The sequence below is a fragment of the Stenomitos frigidus ULC18 genome (genome assembly GCF_003003795.1).
GTDB classification, from domain to species: Bacteria; Cyanobacteriota; Cyanobacteriia; order Leptolyngbyales; family Leptolyngbyaceae; genus Stenomitos; species Stenomitos frigidus_A.
In genome coordinates this window covers 78,494-96,761 of record NZ_PVWK01000142.1, presented here as the reverse complement: position 1 = coordinate 96,761, position 18,268 = coordinate 78,494, and the positions used below count along the sequence as shown (strand labels likewise).

Genomic DNA, 18,268 nt, shown 5'->3' with positions numbered 1-18,268 from the left:
CTTATTTTTGTCTTCTATCTATGACGGATCAAATTGAGCCGATGCCCGATGGCAGCATTGTGATTGAGTATGACGGCATCCCTGGAGAAAAAGAAACAGAGTTTCGGAAATGGCAGTCAGAGATTCGATCGGGGGTCACTCAGTTTGAAGGCTATTTACGCACGGATGTCTTCCCAGCGATCAAAGATGCGCAGGACAAATGGTACATCATTGTGCATTTCGACACTCCTGCCAACCTGAGTCAATGGCTCGATTCAGATACGCGTCATCGCCTCATCAGCATGGGAAAGCGGCGCTTTGGTGCCTATCGTTATCACATGGGTAATGGGCTGACGGGCTTGGAAGCCTGGTTCTCTAAACGCATCGATACCAACGGTAAACGCTCTCATCCACCGGCCTGGAAACAGAATTTTGCAGTGCTATTTGGGCTTTATCCAACGGTGATGGTAGAAACGTTACTGTTTGCCAAATTGCGCTTTATGGACGCATGGGCGTTGCCCTACCAAATGTTTGTGAGCAATTTAGTCAGTTGCTCTTTGTTGACATGGGTAGTTATGCCATCGGTGACATGGCTGCTCAGTTTTTGGTTAAAACCGCAGCAGATGGACGGCAGGCTTAACCTCATCGGTGCGTTACTAGTGTTTCTTGGCTACAGCTTGATGGTCGCTGTTTTTCGTTCTCTCGTTTAGCTGTTTGCAGATGACGTATTAGTCCATCAACGTCAACAGCTTTTTGAGTTGGTCTGCATGCTTAATTGTATAAGGATCGGCATAATCGATCGCCCAGCACCGCTCAAAATAGTCGCGTCGTTGCTCATAAAAATGCTCTTGCGCCAGGGCATTGATGAGCGATCGCCAAAGATGGCTGAGCAAGAGCCCATGCATAAAGTGATTCACTTTTGGTTCCGGTGCAGAGTCTGGAATTAGCTCCAGCCCTTTATAGGTTTCCCATTGAGTTTGCATAAAAAGCTCCCATTTATATGGGTTGAAGTCGTTTTATATGGATTGAAGTCGTTAATGATGCGCCTCTCAGCCACCCTTTGCGTTAATGTGTGGCTGAGATCACGAAAGGATGAGTAGCAGCGCTCGAACGAATAGCTTTAGATTAAGACGGAGAGCCGGGAAGCACATCATCCAGGTGGTAGATTTGTATCGTAGAGTTCAGTTTTATTCGAATAATTGTGCATCTTTTGGAAGTATTGAAAGGAGTACGTCATGGATAGCCTGAAGGTCATTATCATCGGTGCTGGGATGGGTGGCTTGACTACAGGCATCGCTATGCAGCAGGCAGGATATACCGTCAAAATCTACGATCGCGTCAGCGAATTACGTCCTGCAGGAGCCGCTATTTCTCTCTGGTCGAATGGCGTGAAAGTGTTGAATCACCTGGGGCTAGCCAGCGAGATTGCCAGCATTGGTGGGCAGATGGATCGCATGGCCTATTACAGCCGCGCAGGAGAACCACTGAATGATTTCAGCCTTTTGCCATTAATTGAACAGGTCGGACAACGACCGTATCCCGTAGCACGGACAGAACTCCAGCAAATGCTGCTGCAAGCGTTTGGGACAGAAAATGTCCAGCTAGGCGCGAAGTGTGTGGGCGTCGAGCAAGACGCCGATAGCGTGACCGCCCTTTTTGAAGACGGTAGCAGTGCTACAGGCGATGTACTGGTTGCAGCAGATGGCACTCACTCACGCCTGCGTCCCTACGTTGTGGGGCATCCCCTCGATCGCCGCTATGTGGGCTATGTCAACTGGAACGGGCTAGTACCTGCCACAGACGATCTAGCGCCGAAGACAAGTTGGGTTATCTATGTGGGTGAACACAAACGCGCCTCGCTGATGCCGATCGCGAGCGATCGCTTCTACTTCTTCTTCGATGTCCCAATGTCCAAGGAACAGGCTCAGGACGCCGGTGAGATTCGTACCGAGCTAGAACACTTTTTTGCGGGTTGGGCAGCACCCGTGCAAGCGCTGATTCAACGCTTAGAACCAGAGAAAACCAACCGTGTCTTAATCCACGATATTGAACCACTGGAAACCCTGGTACGCGGCCGCGTTGCCCTGCTGGGTGATTCGGCACATGGCACCGCTCCCGATTTAGGACAGGGTGGCAGTCAGGCGATGGAGGATGCGTTCGTGCTCACTAACTACCTGAAAACGACTAACCTCAGCGTTGCCGATGCCCTCAGGCGCTACGAAGCAGAACGGAAGGATCGCGTTGCCGACATCATCACTCGTGCCCGTAAACGCGCTGACATGATTCATGGCAAAGACCCTGAAAAGACCCAAAAGTGGTACGAAGAACTGAAGTACGACGATGGAACCGAAACAATCGACGGTATCGCCAAAACAATTTTGGGTGGACCGCTAGGGTAGGAAGGAAGGGGGAAAGTTTTGAGTTTTGAGTTTTGAGTTTGGCTAGCAGCGGTCAGCGGTCAGCGGTCAGCGGTCAGCGGTCAGCGGTCAGCTTTTCTTGCTTTTAACCGTCAGCCTTTAGCCTTTCTAACAACCAACAACTCCTCCTGCTCTCTGCCTTTTCCAATTTTTTCTAATAATTAAAAACTAACAACTAAGAACTCCTCTAGCCTCCTGCCCTCTGCTTTTACTCCTCACGCCTATGCCCGATCGCCCTTCCCTCCCGCCCAATCCTGACCCAACGCCTGAACAGATGCTTCAGCATTTGCGACGGGCCAATCAAATTGCCATGCGTGCGCGTGAGTTTGGGCATCATCCGTTTGGCGCCCTGTTGGTGGCACCCGATCGCGAAACGGTGCTGTTGGAGCAAGGCAATGTGGATACGGTCAATCACGCAGAAGCGGTGCTGATTCGCACAGCATGGCTCAATTTCTCGCCAGATTATCTCTGGGGCTGCACACTTTATACGACGGCTGAGCCCTGTGCAATGTGTGCCGGAACGCAATACTGGGCAAATATTGGTCGCCTTGTGTATGGCATCGCTGAAACTCGGTTACTCGCGTTAACAGGCAACCATGAGGCAAACCCAACGTTGCATCTGCCCTGTCGTGAGGTGTTCGATCGCGGTCAGAAACCGATTCAAGTCTGGGGTCCTTTGCCTGCAGTAGAAGCTGAAATTATCGAAGTGCATCGTGAGTTCTGGCAGTTTTCTTAGCCAACAGCCCCTCACTAAGCGCAGCGCCATCAATGCATCCGACACAACCTCACCAATCGAAGAGAAGAACTCATTCTACCCAGCAGATTTGGGAATACTGGGAAGAGTTGCAAGCTCGTAAGGATAATCACGTTGTCAAGCTTCATGCGAAAAACCGGCATACAGTTGCTGGTGCTGTTCTGTAGCTGTGGGCTGGCAGGTTACGTGCTGTGCAGTTATAAGGCATCCTTTGCCGTTTGGGTGAGCATCGAAGCGATCGTTTTTTACCTTGCCTGGGCAGGTTTTGGAGCGATCGCTGGATCGGTGGTTTGCGTTCTTGGTCTGCTCTGGTGCACTACCCTCTTTCACCACGAGGCCATGTTCTTTGTGTGGTCTGGTACAGACCTGACATCCGCCCAGAATTGGGCCATCGAACTTGTGGTGAATTGGCTTTTAGCAACAGTTTTAACGTTTCAACTGGCATTTACCCATCAGTTTCTCCGCTCAAATAGCTGGAACAGAGCAAAAACGTTTTGCTTGCTGATGATCGTGACCAATCTTGGTTTAACTCTGGGCCAAGGCACCAGAGTTTTGTTGCCATAACGTTTAGGGCTTAATTCAGCTATAGGAAGTCATTGTGAACCGTCCTGACTATTCATCGCACACTCCCAATTACTATTTATCAAAGCTTGCTGCACCGATACGAAACAGCCTCACACCAGAACAATTAGAAGCTTTTCACCAAATTCTGAACGAGGCGATTCCGAAACCATCGGCCAAGCTGGTTGATCTGCGGTTTGTCATTGATCTGCTTGTTTCACGCTTCTATATAGTGCTGTTTATTGGCAAAGATCGTCGCGCCAAAAAGCGACGCTACGTTCCTCAGGTCATGACGAAGATGGGCAATACGATCGCCATCGTCATCATTTTGCTGGGAGCCAATTTGACCATAAGCGCGTTTATTCTCCTGGCAGCCTACTTAATGAAGTCTGCGATCGGTATTGATCTGTTACCAGGTCATTTTCCCGATACGATTAAGCGTTTTTTTCACGTTGCCTATGCAGATTACTTAATGCTCATCAAGTAGACACGCCTGCAAAACTATTATTGCACTCATTCTTGGATCAACTGCTTATAGTCGATCAATCTTGCCTCTAGCCGTTAATCCTGTGATCAAACCTGCCCCTACGGGTATTTTGTTGACTAGAAAGCTCCTAAGTCGGCGACATTTACCTATAAGTGCCGAGTGACCGCAACGCTTTTTAGATCAACGCGGGTTGAAGGCACAACGCCTCTTCTACTGCGCCCTCACCACGAGGATAAATCACGGCCTCTAAGCTCAGGTCACTGAGAGGCTGTTTGAAAAGGGTTAGGGGTGTAACAAATTACGCCAGTCGCCTGACCATAAGCCGAATCATGGCGAGATAAATCATCGTTTCCGCAGTTTCCGGCAGTGCCTCATAATCACAATTGAGCCGCCGATACCATTGCCACCAGCCAAACGTCCGTTCCACGACCCAACGCTTTTTCAGAAGTACAAAGCCTTTGGTCTGTTCGGGGCGCAGCACTGGGTAAACCACCCAACGAAAGCGATCCATTACCCATTGCACAAAGGGTTGACCACTATAGCCGCCATCCACCCAAACGAGGTAAAGGCGACAAACCTTCGCACCCAGTTCAGACAAGCGTTGCAGCACCCGTTTGCCCCCCTCGCGTTCCGGCAGGCTCGCCGCGGTCACCAGCACAGACATCACTAAACCCAGCGTATCCACAACGGTATGACGTTTGCGCCCTTTGGTGGCTTTGAAGCGGTCAAACCCCACTGCCTGCTGCACCATCGCTACCGTGGGCACCGTTTGACTATCGAGAATCACCTCGGAAGGACTTTCTGGGCGTCCGACTGCGACTCGTGTCCACGCTCGTAAGCGCGCATGGATCGCTTGCCAGGTGCCGTCTTTGCGCCAGTTGCGGAAGTAGGTGTACACCGTTTGCCAAGCCGGAAAGTCGCCGGGGATGTCTCGCCATTTACAGCCCTGCGTGACCACGTAAAAAATGGCGTTCAGCACTGCCCACAGGTTGGTACTGCGGGGGCGACCGCCGGGTTTGGCAGGCGGCAGCAGCGGTCGGATTAAGTCAAATTGGGCGTAGGTCAGGTTGCTTGAGTAAAATTTAACCATCGCTCTCACGGGGTTGGAGTTCACTACTTACAGCCTAACCGTGTGAGTTTTTTACGGTCGATCCGGCTTTCCAAACAGCCTCTGAGATAGCGGGCAATTTGTTCTGCGGCAGCGGTAGAATCTTCGACAATCAAGACGCGATCGTTCGGCAGTAAGAATGCCTCACTAGGTATCATCTTCGGTGCTGCTGCGATAACGTTTGGCGCCTGGCACGCATACGGCAAACGTACAGTAAAACTTCCTTTTCCCACCTCGCTGTTGACTATGACACTACTGCCATGTAGCTCTACGATTTGCTTGACCAACATCCGACCCAAGCCCGTGCCTGAATATTGACGGTTGAGGCTGCTATCAATCTGAACAAACGCCTGAAAAAGTTTGGCATGATCGGCAGCAGCAATCCCGATGCCTGTATCAAGCACCGAGAAGCAGAGGTTACAGGCACCTGAAGGTATCGGTTGGATGCAATCGCTGTCTTTGTAAGCCTCTGGTTGTTCTAGGTGGACTAACAGCGTTACCTGTCCACCGGGGGGCGTAAATTTAACGGCATTGTTGAGCAAGTTGAGCAGTACTTGCCGCATGCGACGTTCGTCTACAAAAACGTTGCCTAAGTCTTCCTGAAAGACCGTTTTCAAATGAACGTCTCCGCCGCAAGCGGACGGAGTATCACTTCGCTACGCCTCACACGCTTCGCGGCTCGGCTTCGCTCAACAGCGCCCATTCGGACTGCTGTGCCTCATGCGCTCCCAGGGGCGGGGAATTGACCCGTAGTGATTAAACTTCAACAGCAGTAACGGGCTTGGCAATCAGCTTTCTTGTGAGCTTTAGGTGCAGGGAAGGTACCGTTTGGAGTCTCACCGATCGCACGACAACAGATTGCTTCAGCGAATCCACGCATTTAAAGGCAGAATTTTATGCCTACGATACGCGAAAACGCTACCGGTGGCCTAGCTACGCAACTGGCGGCAGTACGACTCTTTCGTTGAGTTAGGTTGCTGGAGCGATCGTGTAGAGCATTGCCAGCGTTAGCGTGCCCAAAATTGACCCTGTTTAGCTAGTTGTAGAGACATCCATCACGAAGCCACACGTTGGTCTCCATTTCGCACCCTACTCCATTTCGCACCCTAAAGGACGTACATTACAAGAGGATGGACAACATTAGACGCGATGAAAAGAGACGTGATGAAAAGCACGCGTTAGCATTCAAATATAGGAGACTAGACTTAAAGTAGTTTTGCCAAAGCCAGTTGGAAATTGTTGCTTTTCAACACTCATTGTCAAGAATAATCACAATTAATGGGGAAAGATTTCTATTTCGTTGTGCAGAAACAACATCAGTTCAAAAAACAGGTTTTCCAAGCTTTGTAGCATCGTGGGACTAGCGCTTTTAAATACTGATGTGATTTTGCATTCAGGTTTAACGTCACTACTCCTTATTTTGAGAGCAGAGCATAGAGAGTAAAGCAGATTTAGTCTCTGCAAAAGTGCTTGGCACCCTTCTTTTTGAGCAGCAAGCATTCGTCTCTAGAGGTAAGATCTTTTTCTGGTCAATTTTCTTGCACGACTTTTTATGACTAGGAATGACATACGGTTTGAGCACAACCCGCTTCTTGGGACGAAACCTGGAGACTTAAACGGCATCGTCTCGTGGAGAGAAACGGTTTCCTAAGCTCTGATTACAAATGATTGAGGACTGCAAGAGGGTATGCAGTGACACAATTTATCGCTGTTGCAGATCTGATAATTTTATTAGAGCTGGCGATCGACGCACGGTCTCGTTAGAAGCTTTAACGACTGTTTGAAACAATCAGATTAAAGCGATCAGAATGCTGAAGGCGGTCAAGGCACTTTAGGCACTTTAAACAATGAAAGTAACAGCTTGATTCAGTCTGGTCGGCAAAGTCCTAAAGACGTTAGCCTGCAAACCCTACTTGACCGAGGGTTCGTTAACGTTTTAATTTAATGGCTTCGACGCTCTTGCTCACCTCTTGCCCTTCTCAGGCAGTCAGCACGCACCCAAATGAACAGTAACAAAATGCCATTACCACAAGGTTTGTACGATCCGCGCTATGAGCATGACGCGTGCGGCGTTGGTTTCATTGTCCACATGAAGGGCACACAGTCTCACGCGATCGTGGAGCATGGGTTGACCATTCTCCTAAACCTGGAGCATCGGGGTGCGGTGGGTGCTGAAACGAACACAGGCGATGGCGCAGGTGTTTTGCTACAGCTACCGCGCAAGTTTTTAGCGAAAGCCGCTGCGGCTGTGGGCATTACCCTACCTGAAGCAGGGCAGTACGGCGTGGGCATGATTTATTCGTCGCCCGATCGCGCACAACGGGAGAAGGGACGCCAACTGTTTGCTCAGATTGTGGCGGAAGAAGGGCAAAAGGTATTGGGTTGGCGCGAGGTACCCACCGATGATTCCATGCTGGGTAATACGGCAAAGGCGAGCGAGCCGTTTGTGGAGCAGGTGTTTATCCAGCGATCGTCTGATCTGGCGGATGATCTGGCATTTGAGCGGAAGCTGTATGTGATCCGCAAGCGCGCTCACACTGCGATTCGGGCAACTGCAATTGATCCCTACTGGTACCCATCCAGCATTTCCAGCCGAACGATCGTCTACAAAGGGATGCTGATGCCCGTGCAGGTGGGACAGTATTTTCTGGATTTGAGCGATCCTGAGTTTGAGAGTGCCCTGGCGCTGGTGCATTCTCGCTTTAGCACCAACACCTTCCCCAGCTGGGAGCGATCGCACCCCTACCGCTACATTGCCCACAACGGCGAAATCAACACGCTGCGCGGCAACATCAACTGGATGAACGCACGGCAATCGCTGTTTGAGTCTGAGCAGTTTGGCGACGACATTAAAAAAATTACGCCGATCATTAATGTGGATGGCAGCGACTCGCTGATTTTTGACAACGCGCTGGAACTGCTGACGCTGGCGGGTCGATCGCTGCCCCATGCCGTAATGATGATGATCCCGGAACCGTGGACGGCACACGAATCCATGAGCGATGAGAAGAAAGCGTTTTACGAATACCACTCCTGCCTGATGGAACCGTGGGATGGACCTGCGTCGATCGCCTTTACCGATGGCACGATGATGGGTGCCGTGCTCGATCGCAACGGGCTGCGTCCATCGCGCTACTACGTGACGAAGGATGATCTGGTCATCATGGCATCGGAAGCGGGCGTGCTGCCGATCGAACCAGAACGGGTGGCCCACAAAGGTCGCCTGCAACCAGGACGGATGTTTCTGGTGGATATGAAAGAAGGTCGCATCGTCGCCGATGAGGAAATTAAGAGCCAGATCGCCTCTGAACATCCGTATCGCGAATGGCTGAACCAGCATCTCGTGGATCTGTCGCAATTGCAGGATACGCCTGTGGAAACGATCCCTGCTACGTCCGAAACGTCCCTACCGAGCGTGATCCAGCGGCAGACCGCCTTTGGCTACACCTTTGAAGATCTCCGCCTGTTGCTGACCCCGATGGCGCGCGATGGCGTGGAAGCGGTTGGTTCGATGGGAGCAGACACCCCGTTAGCCGTGCTGTCCGATCGTCCCAAGCTGCTGTACGACTACTTCCAGCAGTTGTTTGCCCAGGTCACAAATCCCCCGATCGACTCCATTCGCGAAGAGATTATCACTTCTGCCGAAACGACGATCGGCGCTGAACGCAATCTACTCACACCGGAACCCGAAAGCTGTCACCTCATCAAGCTCAAAACGCCGATTCTCAGCAATGAAGAACTGGCGAAGCTGAAAGCGTTGCATGAGGGTGACTTCAAGTCCATTACGTTACCGATTCTGTTCAAGTCGTTAGATGGCGTGAAGGGGCTGGAACAGGCGATCGAGCAGTTGTGTGCCGATTCAGATCGTGCCATTGAGAATGGAGTGAGCATTCTGATTTTGAGCGATCGGGGCATCAGTCCTGACGAAGCTCCCATTCCCGCATTGCTTGCAGTCGCTGGGTTGCATCATCATCTGATCCGACACGGCACACGCACGCGGGTCGGTCTGGTGCTGGAATCGGGCGAACCGCGCGAAGTGCATCACCATGCCATGCTGATTGGCTATGGCTGTGGTGCCATCAATCCCTACATGGTTTTTGAGACGATCGACGACATGATCCAGCAGGGTTTGCTGGTCGGTGTGGAGTACAAAACCGCGTGTAAAAACTACATCAAAGCTGCGACGAAAGGAGTGGTGAAGATTGCGTCTAAAATCGGCATCTCGACGCTGCAAAGCTACCGGGGCGCACAGATTTTTGAGGCTATCGGGCTGAATCACACGGTCATCGATCGCTACTTCACGGGTACAGCTTCGCGCATTGAGGGCATGGATCTGGAGGTGCTGGCAAAGGAAGCCATGTTACGGCACAGTCATGCCTTCCCCGATCGCGAGGTTAACGGGCATACGCTGGATGTGGGTGGTGACTACCAGTGGCGCAAAGACGGTGAAGCGCATTTGTTCAACCCACAAACCATCCACTCGCTGCAACAAGCCGTCCGCACGGGCAGCTACGACACCTACAAAAAATACGCCAGCCTCGTCAATGAGCAGAACCAGAAGCACTTCACTCTGCGCGGATTGCTGGAGTTTAAGGCACGGGAGCCGATCTCAATCGACGAAGTGGAGCCGATCGACGCCATCATGAAGCGCTTCAAAACCGGGGCGATGAGCTATGGCTCGATTTCCAAAGAAGCGCACGAAACGTTGGCGATCGCCATGAACCGGATTGGTGGCAAGTCGAATACCGGGGAAGGGGGCGAAGACCCCGATCGCTATACCTGGACGAATGACCAGGGCGACTCGAAGAATAGCGCCATCAAGCAGGTGGCCTCTGGTCGCTTTGGCGTGACCAGTCTGTACCTGTCTCAGGCACGGGAAATCCAGATCAAGATGGCGCAGGGTGCAAAGCCAGGAGAAGGCGGACAGCTTCCGGGCAAAAAAGTCTATCCCTGGATTGCAAAGGTGCGCCACTCTACGCCCGGTGTGGGACTGATTTCGCCCCCGCCTCACCACGATATTTATTCCATCGAAGACCTTGCCGAACTCATCCATGACCTGAAGAATGCCAACCGGGAGGCGCGGATCAGCGTCAAGCTGGTCTCAGAAGTGGGTGTCGGCACGATCGCGGCAGGCGTAGCGAAGGCGCATGCCGATGTGGTGCTGATCTCGGGTTACGACGGTGGGACGGGAGCCTCGCCCCAAACCTCCATCAAGCACGCCGGATTGCCCTGGGAACTGGGACTTGCCGAAACGCACCAGACGCTTGTGCTGAACAACCTGCGATCGCGCATCGCCGTCGAAACCGATGGACAAATGAAAACCGGACGCGACGTGGTCATTGCAGCCCTGCTGGGTGCCGAAGAGTTTGGCTTTGCCACCGCGCCGCTCATCACGCTGGGCTGCATCATGATGCGCGTCTGCCATCTGAATACCTGTCCCGCAGGGATTGCGACTCAAGACCCACAGTTGCGCGAAAAGTTTGTGGGTGAACCGGAACACGCCGTCAACTTCATGACGTTCATTGCTCAAGAAGTGCGGGAACTGATGGCGCAGCTTGGGTTCCGCACACTCACCGAAATGGTCGGTCGCACGGATGTGTTGGAATCTCATGCGGCGATCGAGCACTGGAAAGCAAAAGGCATCGACCTGTCCAAGATTCTTTATCAGCCACAAGTCGGTGCGGATGTGGGTCTCTACTGCCAGATTCCCCAAGACCACGGGTTGGCAAAATCGCTGGATATGACCGTGCTGCTGGATTTGTGCAAGCCTGCGATCGAAAACGGTACACCAGTGAAAGCCACCTTACCCATCAAAAACGTCAATCGCGTCGTGGGCACTATCCTGGGCAACGAAATCACCAAGCGCCACTGGGATGGACTCCCCGAAGACACGATTCACCTTCATTTCCAGGGCAGTGCAGGGCAGAGCTTCGGCGCGTTTGTGCCCAAAGGTGTGACGCTGGAGCTGGAAGGCGATGCCAACGATTACCTCGGCAAAGGACTCAGCGGCGGCAAGATCATCCTCTATCCGCCTGCTGCCTCGACCTTTGTTGCTGAGGACAACATCATCGCTGGAAACGTCGCCCTCTACGGTGCCACCAGCGGCGAAGTGTACATTCGCGGCATGGTCGGTGAACGCTTCGGTGTCCGTAACTCTGGCGTGAATACCGTGGTGGAAGGCGTGGGCGATCACGGCTGCGAATACATGACGGGCGGCAAAGTCGTGGTGCTGGGTGCCACCGGACGCAACTTCGCAGCAGGCATGAGCGGTGGCGTTGCCTACATTCTGGATGAAGCAGGCGATTTTGCCACTCGCTGCAACCCCTCTATGGTCGGACTCGAAACCCTCGACGACCCTGAAGAAATCGAGGAGTTACGCCAACTCATCCAGCACCACGCCGATTACACCCAAAGCCAGAAAGCCGCAACGGTACTCGCCAACTGGGATGCCATGCTACCCAAGTTCGTCAAGGTGATGCCCAGAGACTACAAACGCGTCCTGCAAGCCCTGAAGCAAGCGCTAGAAGACGGTCTGAGCGGCGACGATGCCCTCACCGCCGCCTTTGAAGCCAACGCCAAAGACGTTGCCCGTATTGGTGGTAGTTGATTTTTCTGTCGGGTAGGCACTGCCTACCCGACAGCTCTATTACTTGACTAGCTGCTTAGGATATTGCCAAAGATTATGGACTCCTGGAAAAAATTAAGATGCCACTTTATCATCTCTGAGATCGATCGAATGTCAGAGTATCTTGATCTCATTGATTCTTCGATAAAGGATAGCCAGCAGAAACTTGAAGTAGATCTTAAAGCAAGAGCTGAGAGTATGACTGAAGAAGAAAAGCTTGATTTTTATGATTTTTACGAAGATGACATGATCAACTTAGGTAGTGATTTCCCGGTCTTTCTTTTTTCAGGCTTTGTTATTAGTTGGTATTCATTTATTGAACATGAATTGATTAGTCTATGCAAATCTCTAAAACTTACAATAAATGTTTCAATCCAGGATAAAACACGTTTTGAGGAAGGAATTAGGCGAGCATATAATTTTCTAGGCAAAGCAGCAAATTATAAGATTGATGATAAGCATTGGCAGGAGCTTGAAGCTGTTCGCCAAGTTCGCAACAGACTAGTTCATGAAGGTGGTCGTTTAATCCCCAAACCTGATAGAACAAAGCCAGATATGGTAGAGATTGATTTGGATGAAGATGGTTCTATTTATCTTCCCATAAATCAAAATTTGTACCAATATCTTATCAAGTACAACCTCTACGCAGCAGGATGTATGCGATTAGCTCCTAACTACGTTTATTGCAAACATCTCGTTACCTTTGGCATGGAGTTGTTAGTCAAGATATATAAGGATTTTAATTTACTCCCTATAGCATCCTGATATTAGAAGCTAATTAGTAGAAATGCTATGGACTACGAACTCTACACAGACACTATTTTGCTGCGCGACCTTCCCGAAGAAGGCTTGTTCGCTGGTGATGTTGGAACGCTTGTAGACCGACATGACGTTGAAGGACTAGAGACAGGCTATAGCGTCGAGTTTTTTGATATGTTGGGAAACACCGTAGCCGTTGTCACCTTGCCTGGAAGTTCTTTGCGATCGCCCTCCCATGCCGATCGGCCAACTGTAAGGCTCGCTAATGAGGTTGCCGTGTAGTAGCATTGCTACTCTAAGTCTACTCACCCCACTGAAGTATTCTGCAAATAATAAGATTGGCGAAAACATATGAGTACCGTAGTTGTTACGACAAAGCAATATGTTGAAGAACGAGAAGGAGCTTATCGCATTGTTGGTAAGCGGGTTTCTCTCGATTCGATCGTCTATGCGTTTCTATCAGGACAATCACCTGAGAGCATTGCTCAATCATTTCCTGTACTCACGTTAGAAGACGTATACGGAGCGATTGCCTTCTACCTTGCCAATCGTGCAACCATTGATACATATTTAGCGGAAGGAGAGCAGCTTTTTGAACAATTGAGACAGCAAGCAAGAGCTAACAACTCCTTGCTTTATCAAAAGTTATATAGCGCTTAGATTAGCAGTCTATGAAAATTCGCTTTCAAGCCGATGCGGATCTGAATCAAGCGATCGTCACGGGGATTTTGAGACTTGAACCAACCATTGATTTTCAAACCTCAAATGTAGCAAGCTTGTCTGGATTAAGTGATTTAGAGGTTTTAGCTTTGGCGGCACAGGACGGTAAGATTCTTGTTTCTCATGATCAAAGAACAATGCCCAAGTATTTTGCAGAATTTGTGATGAATCAAGCAAGTGGAGGTGTGATTATCGTGTTACAGAGCTTTCCAATTAGTGAAGCAATCAACAATTTAATCAAAATATGGCGAACATCGGAAGCAGAGGATTGGATAAATCGAATTGCTTATCTACCTTTGTAAGTACAACATTGATTAAAGAGGCTCGTGATGACCTTAAGCTATCACCTCACCCCGCATTTGCGTTTGACAGCGCTGTAATAATGGCGATCACTGCTAGGCTCAGGCTAAAAAGAACCATTATAGAAGCCGTCGCAATGATGATCGTGATTGATAGCCTCACCATGCCATTCGTACCGTTACCATAAGCATCAAATCTGTTGTAATCGCTTTTCTTGATCGTGATTTTTTCAATCTTGTTATTAAGTTCCTCGAATTTCTGACCAAACTCATCCCGTATCTGATTCAATTCTATTCCTAACTGAATCAAGGCTTCCCGAATGTCATTGTTGTTTGGATTCTCTGGTATTTGCATCGCTTCTCTTTCCCATGCCAGAACAATCTACTTCGCTCTATTAACCAAGCTTAACCTTCAAAACTGAGACACCACAATGGGAAAACCAACCGGCTTTATCGAATATCTGCGTGAGGTTGCGGCTGAGACAACACCCCTCGATCGCATCCACAATTGGGACGAATTTCATCTGCCCATGCCGGAGGAAAATCTCCGCACTCAAGGCGCACGGTGTATGGATTGCGGTACGCCATTCTGCCACACCGGGACGATCATCAGCGGTATGGCGAGCGGATGCCCCATTAATAACTTGATCCCCGAATGGAACGATCTGGTGTATCGGGGACTGTGGAAAGATGCCCTCGATCGCCTGCACAAAACCAACAACTTCCCCGAATTTACGGGGCGTGTGTGTCCCGCTCCCTGCGAAGGCTCCTGTGTGCTGGGCATCCACAACCCGCCTGTCACCATTAAGAACATTGAGTATTCGATCGCCGAAAAAGGCTGGCAAGAAGGTTGGATCACACCCAATCCGCCTAGCAACCGCACAGGCAAAAAGGTTGCCGTTATCGGTTCGGGTCCCGCTGGCTTGGCGGCTGCGGCTCAACTGAATACGGCTGGGCATTGGGTGACGGTGTATGAACGCGCCGATCGTCCCGGTGGGCTGCTGATGTATGGTATTCCCAACATGAAGCTAGACAAAGAAGATGTGGTGATGCGCCGCCTCAATGTTCTCGAAGCGGAAGGCGTCACGATCGTCTGCAACACCGAAATCGGCAAAGACTTGCCTGTTGAGACCTTGCTCAAAGAGTTTGACGCGATCGTCCTTTGCACCGGAGCCACCAAGCCGCGCGATTTACCGACCGACGGGCGGGACTTAAAGGGCATCCATTTTGCAATGGACTTCCTCACCGCGAATACCAAAGCCGTGCTCGATGGTCATGAAAGCGACCAGTTCATTTCTGCGGCTGGTAAGGATGTGGTAATCATTGGCGGTGGTGACACCGGAACCGACTGCGTGGGCACCTCCTTACGGCATGGTTGCAACAGTGTGACCCAACTGGAAATTATGCCCAAACCACCGCTGACTCGCGCTGCTAACAATCCCTGGCCCGAATGGCCCAAAGTGTACAAGGTGGATTACGGGCAGGAAGAAGCCGCTGCCAAGTTTGGGGATGATCCCCGTGGCTATCTCACCACCGCCACCAGGTTTGAAGGCGATGAGAACGGTCACGTCAAAGCGATCCACACCGTTCAGGTGGAATGGGCGAAAAACGACAAAGGGCAGTTCATTCCCCAGCATGTTCCGGGCACTGAAAAGGTCGTTCACGCGCAACTGATCCTGCTGGCAATGGGCTTTCTCGGACCCGAACAACCGCTGCTGGAGGCACTCGGACTCGATCGCGATGCCCGCAGCAACGTCAAAGCAGATGAACAAACCTACACCACCAGCCTTCCCGGTGTCTTCGCCGCTGGAGATTGCCGTCGTGGACAAAGCCTTGTTGTTTGGGCGCTGAACGAAGGACGAGGAGCCGCTCGCGAGTGCGATCGCTACCTCATGAAGCACACCGATTTGCCGTAAAGAGCGTAAATTAACAGGTAGGGACGTGGCAATCCCATGCCCCTGCGTAGACAATCCCCACCTCAAGGAAGGAACTATGGACGCTATTTCTCCTCGTGTGGTTTATCACAACCTCCGTATGCTCGAACATGTAAACGCTGCCACCAGCGCCGTGTATCGTGAACTGGCTCAGGATGTGTTAGCCGATCCCAGCATTGATCTCGTGTGGCGACAGGCGATCGCCAACCGACTCCATGAGGCCAATCATTTGCTTGAAACCCAAACGGTCGGTCGGGATGATAGCTACTGATGGAAGGGTGTGGGGTTTAGGGTGTGGGGTGTGAGGTATCTCGCATCAACGTTCAACCCACGATCGTCATTTACGAGTAGCTGATTCTCTTTAATGAGCCTCTGATGTTCGGAAATGAGCCTGAGCATGCTGGTGAATGAGTCCTGGATACTCGTGGATGAGTTTCGGATACTCGCGAATGAGTCTCGGCTACTCGCGAATACGCTTCGGATGCTGGTGAATGAGTCCCGGACAGTCGTGAATGAACACCTTACTGGTTATTAAAGCGCCTCTTATCGTTGTGAATGAGGACGAGATACTTCATTCATAAGTCTGCAATGGTCTTGAATGAGGCAGGATGCACGGAAACTGGGTAGTGCTTCCCCTTTTCGATCGCCCCTCTCTTCCAACTCAAAACGCCTTACCCCTCACCCCTCACTCCTCACCCCTCACTCCTCACCCCCATGTCTATAATGAAGTCATTGGGCTGGGCAATCGTCTCCAGCACTCCCTACGTAGAAGTGTATGGATGACTTATTGAAAGAATTTAGCGACCTGTTTGATCAGGGCGTTGATGGGTTGCTGGATATAGTGAGAGTGATTGAAGGCAGAGCAGAGCCAGAAACATTCTCGACGGATGTGAGACGCGCCTCTAATGGTGATGCGGACCATCGCCCAGAGCAGAGATCTACGGTTGACGCTGCTGCCCGTTCGGATCGCACAGCAACTGCCACTGTCAGAGATACCACTGACGCACCATCAGCCACTCCTGTCTCACTGAAAGGCGTCGGCGGGCTGACAGAGGTTTTAAGCGAACTGCGAGAGTTGGTAGAGTTGCCACTTAAGCGTCCAGACTTGCTCACCATGCTTGGGCTGGAACCTACATCGGGTGTGCTCCTGGTGGGACCACCCGGAACAGGCAAAACCCTGACGGCTCGTGCCCTAGCTCACGATCTAGGGGTTAACTACATCGCGATCGTCGGCCCTGAGATCATGGGCAAATACTACGGAGAAGCCGAAGGTCGCTTGCGAAGCCTGTTTCAAAAAGCGTCTCGATCGGCACCCTGTATTGTGTTTATTGACGAGATTGACAGCCTTGCGCCCGATCGCTCCCAGGTCGAAGGCGAAGTCGAGAAGCGTGTCGTCGCTCAATTGCTGGGCTTGATGGATGGTTTCGCCAAAACGAAAGGCGTGATTGTGCTCGCTGCAACCAATCGCCCCGATCATCTCGATCCGGCACTGCGCCGACCTGGACGCTTCGATCGCGAAGTTCAGTTTCGTGTCCCCGATCGGGCGGGACGGCTGGAGATTCTCAAGATTCTGACCAAAACAATGCCTCTGAACGGGGTAGATCTGGCCGCGATCGCCGATCGCTCTGTGGGCATGGTGGGCGCTGACCTCAAAGCGCTCTGCCAGAAAGCGGCTTATACTGCCTTGCGTCGGTTTGTGCCGTCGCCGAATGCTCCCATGCCAACGGCGATGACCGTGAACCAGGCAGACTTTATTCACGCAACCAAGCAGGTGAAGCCTGCGGTATTGCGATCGGTGGAGGTTGAAACTCCCAACGTTACATGGGATGCGATCGGCGGGCTAGACAGCCTCAAGCAAACCTTGCAAGAAGCGGTTGAGGGCGCGTTACTCTATCCTGAGCTTTACCACCACACCAAAGCCAAAGCGCCGCGTGGCATTTTGCTGTGGGGGCCTCCAGGCACAGGCAAAACGTTGCTTGCCAAAGCGGTTGCCTCGCAAGCACGCGCGAATTTTATTGCTGTCAATGGTCCTGAACTGATGAGCAAATGGGTCGGTGCCTCAGAGCAGGCTGTACGAGACTTGTTTGCAAAGGCGCGACAGGCTGCACCCTGCGTGGTTTTCATTGATGAACTGGATACATTAGCTCCAGCGCGAGGGGGGCATGGCGATACAGGCGTGAGCGATCGCGTCGTGGGTCAATTGCTTACGGAACTGGATGGCTTACACGAATGTCCCAATGTCCTGTTGGTAGGAGCAACCAATCGCCCAGAAGCGCTTGATCCAGCTTTGCTGCGGTCTGGACGGTTAGATTTACAGCTAAAAGTTGATCTCCCTGACGAGGCGAGTCGTTTGGCGATTTTGCATGTGCACAATGACGATCGGCCTTTAGCAGACGTCGATTTAGCGTCTTGGGCAGCTCAAACAGAGGGCTGGAACGGGGCTGACTTGACGCTGCTGACCAATCAGGCCGCGTTAGAAGCCATCCGTCGCTATCGTCGGCAAGGAGCCAGCGACCCTGGAGCGATTCAGATCATTGCTGATGACTTCACGGCCGCCTATCAACGTCTTCTTGAACAGCGTTAAATATAGACAAAGTAGGGGCCGCCACTCCGCCAGAGGGACAG

Annotated in this window: 18 protein-coding genes; 14 read left to right on the top strand and 4 right to left on the bottom strand. The window is 51.5% G+C overall.

The window, feature by feature from the left end:
- Nucleotides 1-20 precede the first annotated feature (20 nt).
- On the top strand, nt 21-689 hold the full coding sequence (locus tag C7B82_RS26590) for an antibiotic biosynthesis monooxygenase (RefSeq protein WP_106259809.1): 669 nt from the start codon (nt 21-23) through the stop codon (nt 687-689).
- An 18-nt stretch (nt 690-707) separates the two neighbouring features.
- Here C7B82_RS26590 and C7B82_RS26585 read toward each other — a convergent pair whose 3' ends face one another.
- Entirely contained in the window at nt 708-962 is a 255-nt protein-coding gene (locus tag C7B82_RS26585) for a hypothetical protein (RefSeq protein ID WP_106259808.1), read from the bottom strand.
- Between the two features lie 252 nt (nt 963-1,214).
- Between C7B82_RS26585 and hpxO the strand changes: the two genes are divergently transcribed.
- From hpxO to C7B82_RS26565, 4 genes are all read left to right on the top strand, one after another.
- Nucleotides 1,215-2,378, top strand: a complete 1,164-nt coding sequence (hpxO, locus tag C7B82_RS26580) for an FAD-dependent urate hydroxylase HpxO (protein ID WP_106259806.1) — start codon at nt 1,215-1,217, stop codon at nt 2,376-2,378.
- Nucleotides 2,379-2,619: 241 nt separating this feature from the next.
- Nucleotides 2,620-3,132 (top strand): nucleoside deaminase, encoded by a 513-nt coding sequence (locus C7B82_RS26575; protein WP_245940107.1) that lies wholly within the window; start codon nt 2,620-2,622, stop codon nt 3,130-3,132.
- Between the two features lie 144 nt (nt 3,133-3,276).
- Nucleotides 3,277-3,714: a hypothetical protein gene (locus tag C7B82_RS26570; protein ID WP_106259803.1), complete on the top strand. Its 438-nt coding sequence runs from the start codon at nt 3,277-3,279 to the stop codon at nt 3,712-3,714.
- Between the two features lie 34 nt (nt 3,715-3,748).
- Complete coding sequence (locus C7B82_RS26565; protein WP_219904709.1) at nt 3,749-4,198, top strand: hypothetical protein; 450 nt, start codon at nt 3,749-3,751, stop codon at nt 4,196-4,198.
- Between the two features lie 298 nt (nt 4,199-4,496).
- Here the strand turns inward: C7B82_RS26565 and C7B82_RS26560 are convergent, their stop codons facing one another.
- Entirely contained in the window at nt 4,497-5,288 is a 792-nt protein-coding gene (locus C7B82_RS26560) for an IS5 family transposase (protein ID WP_106259800.1), read from the bottom strand.
- Between the two features lie 23 nt (nt 5,289-5,311).
- A complete protein-coding gene (locus tag C7B82_RS26555; protein WP_245940106.1) occupies nt 5,312-5,923 on the bottom strand; it encodes an ATP-binding protein in 612 nt (203 codons plus the stop codon).
- Between the two features lie 1,400 nt (nt 5,924-7,323).
- Here C7B82_RS26555 and gltB point away from each other — a divergent pair.
- The 5 genes from gltB to C7B82_RS26530 all read left to right on the top strand — a co-directional run bounded on the left by gltB (nt 7,324) and on the right by C7B82_RS26530 (nt 13,712).
- Complete coding sequence (gene gltB, locus C7B82_RS26550; RefSeq protein WP_339375210.1) at nt 7,324-11,913, top strand: glutamate synthase large subunit; 4,590 nt, start codon at nt 7,324-7,326, stop codon at nt 11,911-11,913.
- 129 nt (nt 11,914-12,042) lie between these two features.
- Nucleotides 12,043-12,696 carry a hypothetical protein gene (locus tag C7B82_RS26545; protein WP_146141275.1) on the top strand — a complete coding sequence of 218 codons (654 nt, stop codon included), beginning with the start codon at nt 12,043-12,045 and terminating at the stop codon, nt 12,694-12,696.
- Between the two features lie 27 nt (nt 12,697-12,723).
- Nucleotides 12,724-12,972 carry a DUF4926 domain-containing protein gene (locus C7B82_RS26540; RefSeq protein ID WP_106259796.1) on the top strand — a complete coding sequence of 83 codons (249 nt, stop codon included), beginning with the start codon at nt 12,724-12,726 and terminating at the stop codon, nt 12,970-12,972.
- Nucleotides 12,973-13,041: 69 nt separating this feature from the next.
- A complete protein-coding gene (locus tag C7B82_RS26535) occupies nt 13,042-13,350 on the top strand; it encodes a DUF433 domain-containing protein (RefSeq protein WP_106259794.1) in 309 nt (102 codons plus the stop codon).
- Between the two features lie 11 nt (nt 13,351-13,361).
- The gene (locus C7B82_RS26530) at nt 13,362-13,712 is read left to right on the top strand and encodes a DUF5615 family PIN-like protein (RefSeq protein ID WP_106259793.1); all 351 of its coding nucleotides are present in this window, start codon (nt 13,362-13,364) and stop codon (nt 13,710-13,712) included.
- Nucleotides 13,713-13,758: 46 nt separating this feature from the next.
- Here C7B82_RS26530 and C7B82_RS26525 read toward each other — a convergent pair whose 3' ends face one another.
- Nucleotides 13,759-14,064 carry a ssr2422 family thylakoid membrane protein gene (locus tag C7B82_RS26525; RefSeq protein ID WP_106259791.1) on the bottom strand — a complete coding sequence of 102 codons (306 nt, stop codon included), beginning with the start codon at nt 14,062-14,064 and terminating at the stop codon, nt 13,759-13,761.
- Between the two features lie 76 nt (nt 14,065-14,140).
- On the opposite strand from C7B82_RS26525, the gene gltD reads away from it, so the two are divergent.
- From gltD to C7B82_RS26510, 4 genes are all read left to right on the top strand, one after another.
- Nucleotides 14,141-15,625: a glutamate synthase small subunit gene (gene gltD, locus C7B82_RS26520; RefSeq protein ID WP_106259790.1), complete on the top strand. Its 1,485-nt coding sequence runs from the start codon at nt 14,141-14,143 to the stop codon at nt 15,623-15,625.
- A gap of 76 nt (nt 15,626-15,701) precedes the next feature.
- A complete protein-coding gene (locus C7B82_RS26515) occupies nt 15,702-15,914 on the top strand; it encodes a hypothetical protein (protein WP_106259788.1) in 213 nt (70 codons plus the stop codon).
- 114 nt (nt 15,915-16,028) lie between these two features.
- Nucleotides 16,029-16,178, top strand: a complete 150-nt coding sequence (locus C7B82_RS32730; protein WP_181357705.1) for a hypothetical protein — start codon at nt 16,029-16,031, stop codon at nt 16,176-16,178.
- Between the two features lie 240 nt (nt 16,179-16,418).
- The gene (locus tag C7B82_RS26510; protein ID WP_106259786.1) at nt 16,419-18,227 is read left to right on the top strand and encodes an AAA family ATPase; all 1,809 of its coding nucleotides are present in this window, start codon (nt 16,419-16,421) and stop codon (nt 18,225-18,227) included.
- Nucleotides 18,228-18,268: the final 41 nt, after the last annotated feature.